At 47.9% G+C, this 4,285-nt stretch carries 5 protein-coding genes; 2 read left to right on the forward strand and 3 right to left on the reverse strand.

Annotated features, from left to right (window positions below; all coding sequences use genetic code 11):
- Positions 1–646, forward strand: a 646-nt coding sequence (locus tag ACWA6V_RS18060) for a LysR substrate-binding domain-containing protein (RefSeq protein ID WP_449523797.1), incomplete at its 5' end; no start/stop codon positions are given.
- Here ACWA6V_RS18060 and ACWA6V_RS18065 read toward each other — a convergent pair.
- Genes ACWA6V_RS18065 through ACWA6V_RS18075 form a run of 3 tightly spaced genes read right to left on the reverse strand, consistent with a single transcriptional unit; the run spans position 629 to position 2,872 of the window.
- On the reverse strand, positions 629–1,501 hold the full coding sequence (locus tag ACWA6V_RS18065) for an endonuclease/exonuclease/phosphatase family protein (protein ID WP_449523798.1): 873 nt from the start codon (positions 1,499–1,501) through the stop codon (positions 629–631). The two genes, ACWA6V_RS18060 and ACWA6V_RS18065, sit on opposite strands and share 18 nt — an antisense overlap.
- Positions 1,498–1,815: a putative signal transducing protein gene (locus ACWA6V_RS18070; RefSeq protein WP_449523799.1), complete on the reverse strand. Its 318-nt coding sequence runs from the start codon at positions 1,813–1,815 to the stop codon at positions 1,498–1,500. Before ACWA6V_RS18070 ends, ACWA6V_RS18065 begins: the two co-directional genes overlap by 4 nt.
- 22 nt (positions 1,816–1,837) lie before the next feature.
- Positions 1,838–2,872 carry an FAD:protein FMN transferase gene (locus ACWA6V_RS18075; protein ID WP_449523800.1) on the reverse strand — a complete coding sequence of 345 codons (1,035 nt, stop codon included), beginning with the start codon at positions 2,870–2,872 and terminating at the stop codon, positions 1,838–1,840.
- A gap of 163 nt (positions 2,873–3,035) precedes the next feature.
- Here ACWA6V_RS18075 and dauA point away from each other — a divergent pair.
- On the forward strand, positions 3,036–4,285 hold a 1,250-nt coding region (gene dauA / locus ACWA6V_RS18080), incomplete at its 3' end, for a C4-dicarboxylic acid transporter DauA (RefSeq protein ID WP_449523801.1).

Genomic DNA, 4,285 nt, shown 5'->3' on the forward strand with positions numbered 1-4,285 from the left:
CGCGCAATATGTTTTGCCGCGTCTGCTCAGCCCTTATGCACAACAATATCCGGCGGTGGATGTGACTTTTAATATCGGCAATCGCAGCAGCGTGTTGCAGCGCTTCCAGAATCAGATGGACGATTTGTATTTATTCAGCCATCCGCCGACCGGCGATCATGTGGTCAGTGGCCGATTCTTGCGTAATCCGCTGGTGCTGATTGCCCCGATTCACCATTGGGCAGCGCAAAAAACACAAATTGATTTTTCCGAATTGATCGACGAGCGTTTTTTAATGCGCGAACCCGGCAGTGCGACGCGTATGGTGTTTGAAAATTTTTTGCGTGAACAGAACTTACAACTGCATAAAACGTTGCAGATTGAAAGCAATGAGGTGATCCGGATGAGTGTGGAAACCGGGCTGGGGTTGGCGGTGTTATCCGAGCATACATTGGCGCAAACGCTGTCACAATCCAACGCAAAAGTCGCCGTCATCAATGTGCGCGATTTTCCGCTGAACAGTCACTGGTATGTTGTGCGTCATGGCGATAGACGTTTGCCTATCGCCGCACATCATTTTATTGAGTTTATGAATGCCCATTTGCCGGAATGGGTGGAAGAAAAATATATCCGCAATGAATTGTCGGTGCTACTGGGCACTCACTGATGCATCTACCGGTGCCGCGGAGGTATCGATGTTGGCAATGACGGGATAGTGATCCGATGGGTAAATATTGTTGTAGATGGTGGTATCGACTTGATGGCTTTGTACTTTGGTGGATTTCTTCACAAAAATAAAATCGATTTTATTGTTTGGCTCTTTGTTTTCACCAAAACCATTAAATGTTTTTCCACCACCGACTGCCGGTGTAATGGAGGTTTTTTCTGCATCTGCCAAAACCTGGGTGATGATATCGTAGGTCGCAGATGGCGCGGTGAGATTAAAATCGCCGGTGACCGCAATAGGTGATGCTGCATCTAATTTTGCAATCTCACCCAGAAGCAATTTTGCACCTTCTTGTCGTGCGGTTTCGCCCTCATTGTCTAAATGGATATTAAAAACATGCAGAAATTGTTTGGTTTGGGCATCAAGTAATTTGGCGATGCTCAGTGTGCGGCGATAGGTTGCATCCCATCCGAGTGATGGTTTGAGTGGTGTTTGCGACAGCCAGAGTGTTTGCTGGGCTTGCAGTGAAAAGCGCGCTGTGCGGAATAAAATCGCTGTGGTTTCACCTTTGTCGCGGCCATCATCGCGGCCGACCCCCATCCAAGAATAATCATCCAGCATTTCAACCAAATCTTCCACTTGGAACAGTTCGGCCTCTTGTAATCCGATCACATCAGGGTTGTGGATTTTGATCAGGTGCGCGACAAAATATTTACGCTTTTTCCAGTTGTGTGGATTTTCCGGGGCCTCACATAAGCCGCAACGGATGTTGTAACTCATCACGGTAGCGGAAGTGTTTGCGAACGCACTGGTTGTTAACACCAGCAATAAAAAACTCAGGATAAATTGTTTCATTGCGCCATCTCCGTTTTTTCAGCTTGGCAATTCCAGCAGGTTTCAAATGCGGCATCATTAAGTTCGTTGCAGCTTCCACACACCCATTCCGGCGCATTGGGTGCACTCAATGCATTAGCGATGATATGAATCGCCGCGTCGTAATCTGCATCGTCAACTACCCACAATTCCGGCCAGGTATCAAAGGGCGATATTTCACCAATCGCGCTGGAGGCAAATTCATTTTTCCACACCACACGAATTCCCGCCTGTTCAAGAATGTTTTGCGCATTGCCGACCAGAAAGCGATTTTCGTGGGTGTAGATGAGTTTCATGGTGTATCCATCCAATGTGTTGTTAAGGGTTTTTAAAACTCACATCTTTCATTGCATTCATCGCGTTACTTTGAGACTCAATTAATTTATCGCCTTGTTGGTCGATAAACAGCGCAGCGAGATTGTTGTCATTGGCGACTTTTAAACCTTCTGTGCTGCCCAAGCATAACAGTGCAGTAGACCAGGCGTCGGCAATGGTCGGATCTTGATGCAAAATCGCGACAGAAACTGTGTTGTGTTCGACGGGTTTGCCGGTGCGTGCATCCAGAATATGGCTGTAGCGTTTGCCGTTGCTATCGAAGTAATGGCGATAAGTGCCGGACGCCATCAGCGACATAGGTACACCGGTATCGAAGCTGACAATTTTGTGCATCTTACGTTCATTCGGCAGCGGTTTTTCCAAAGCAATTTTCCATGGCTCGCCGTCTGGTTTTTTGCCGCTGATTTTCAATTCGCCACCGATTTCCACTAAATAATGTTGGACGCCGTATTGCTCCAACACTTTCACAATTTGACCTACTGCATAACCTTGGCCGATAGAGGAAACATCAATACGCAAAGCGGGAATCTGTTTGCGCAGGTGAGTTGCATCAACCGTTTCCAGATTGTCCAACCCGATGATGGCCATAGTCTGCGCAAGATCGGCATCGCTCGGCGGACTGAATTCATCCTTTTTAAATCCCCATAAATCAAACAGCGGTTTGATAGTGAGATCGTAACAACCGTTGCTGGCGCGATGCACTTTGCGCGCTTCTTCAACCAGTGCGACTAACTCTGGCTCGGCAGTTAGTACATCGGTGGATTGTGTTGCGTTAAATGCTTCGATGACGGAATCATCGCGATAGTTGGACAGGGCTTTGTCCATACGTGCAAATTCATCGTTTACGGCTTTTTCAATTGTCGCTACGTCTGCGGTGGAATCAGCGGGCAATTCAAAAGTGAGGTGATAGGTAGTACCCTGGGCAAAACCTTCGATTTTTGACAGCTCAGGGGTTTTGCTACAAGCGAGGGTAAGTGCGCAGAGTGCGCCAATCATGCTGCGGTACATCAGGCTCATGTTTACGTCTCTTAAGTCAAAGTAAGTGATCCAGAACAATAGGGTCGCATTATAGCCCGCTATACTTTGAATGCGCCGCCTTTGTTCATTTTGTCTTTATATTGATATCTGGTGCGGATACTGCTTGATATTGCGTTCTATAGGTATTCTTCATGAGGTGTGTATGCCCCATCGCGCGCATTTATTTTCCCTGCGTATTGCTCATGCATTACGTGAAGCCTGTTTTGCGGAATCTTATGGTGCGCCGCGCTTTACTCGCGATTTATTAGCGGGCATCACCGTTGGCATTATTGCAATTCCGCTCGCGATGGCGCTCGCCATCGCCAGTGGTGTTTCACCGCAATATGGGTTGTATACCGCTATCATCGCGGGCTTTTTAATTCCGCTGCTCGGCGGTTCGCGTTTTAGTATCTCCGGCCCTACTGCTGCCTTTGTTGTTATTCTTTATCCCATCGCACAAAAATACGGCTTGGGCGGATTGTTAGTTGCCAGTGTGATGGCCGGTGGCATTTTAGTCGTGATGGCGCTGCTGCGCTTGGGGCGTTTGATTGAATATATTCCCGAAGCGGTAACCCTCGGTTTTACCGCCGGTATTGCGGTAGTGATTGCGACTTTGCAAATCAAAGATTTTTTTGGTTTGCAATTCGACGCAATGCCCGAACATTATTTGGAAAAACTCTGGCTGCTAATGCAAAATCTGCCCGATTTTTATTGGCCGAGTTTTGTTGTCGCCGCTGCGACGCTTGCCATTATGTTGTTATGGCCTTTATTAAAATTGCCTGTCCCTCCGCATTTACCCGCACTGATTGTCGGCACTTTGGTCGCTTTATTGTTAAATCAATCCGGTTTTTCTGTCGATACAATTGGCTCGCGCTTTTCTTATACGTTAGTCGATGGCACAACCGGTTTTGGTATTCCACCGCAATTACCACACTTTGAATGGCCCTGGTTGCAGACCGGTGCAAATGGTGAATCGATTCAGTGGAGTTTGCGTGTGCTGCAGGATTTACTTGCCGCCGCATTTGCGATTGCCATGCTCGGTGCGATTGAATCCTTATTATGTGCGGTAGTGTTGGATGGCATGTCCGGCAAACGCCACAGTGCCAATAGTGAATTATTAGGGCAGGGTATCGCGAATATGATCACGCCATTTTTCGGCGGTATTACCGCGACTGCGGCACTCGCACGCTCGGCAGCGAGTATTAAGGCGGGGGCAGAATCGCCAGTGGCGGGAATGATTCATGCACTAGTGGTATTGCTTGGTTTGGTTGCGCTCGCGCCCTTGCTGGCCTATTTACCTATGCCCGCGATGGCCGCGTTATTGGTGATGGTCGCTTGGGGAATGAGTGAAGCGCATAAAGCCGTACATTTAATTAAAACCGCACCGCGTGGCGATATTTGGGTATTTATTAC

It is taken from the genome of Cellvibrio sp. (assembly GCF_053579595.1).

What these genes read in the sequence shown, in the direction of transcription:
- ACWA6V_RS18065 (WP_449523798.1), bottom strand. Translation starts at nt 1,501, where the DNA reads ATGAAACAATTTATCCTGAGTTTTTTATTGCTGGTGTTAACAACCAGT.
- ACWA6V_RS18070 (WP_449523799.1), bottom strand. Translation starts at nt 1,815, where the DNA reads ATGAAACTCATCTACACCCACGAAAATCGCTTTCTGGTCGGCAATGCG.
- ACWA6V_RS18075 (WP_449523800.1), bottom strand. Translation starts at nt 2,872, where the DNA reads ATGAGCCTGATGTACCGCAGCATGATTGGCGCACTCTGCGCACTTACC.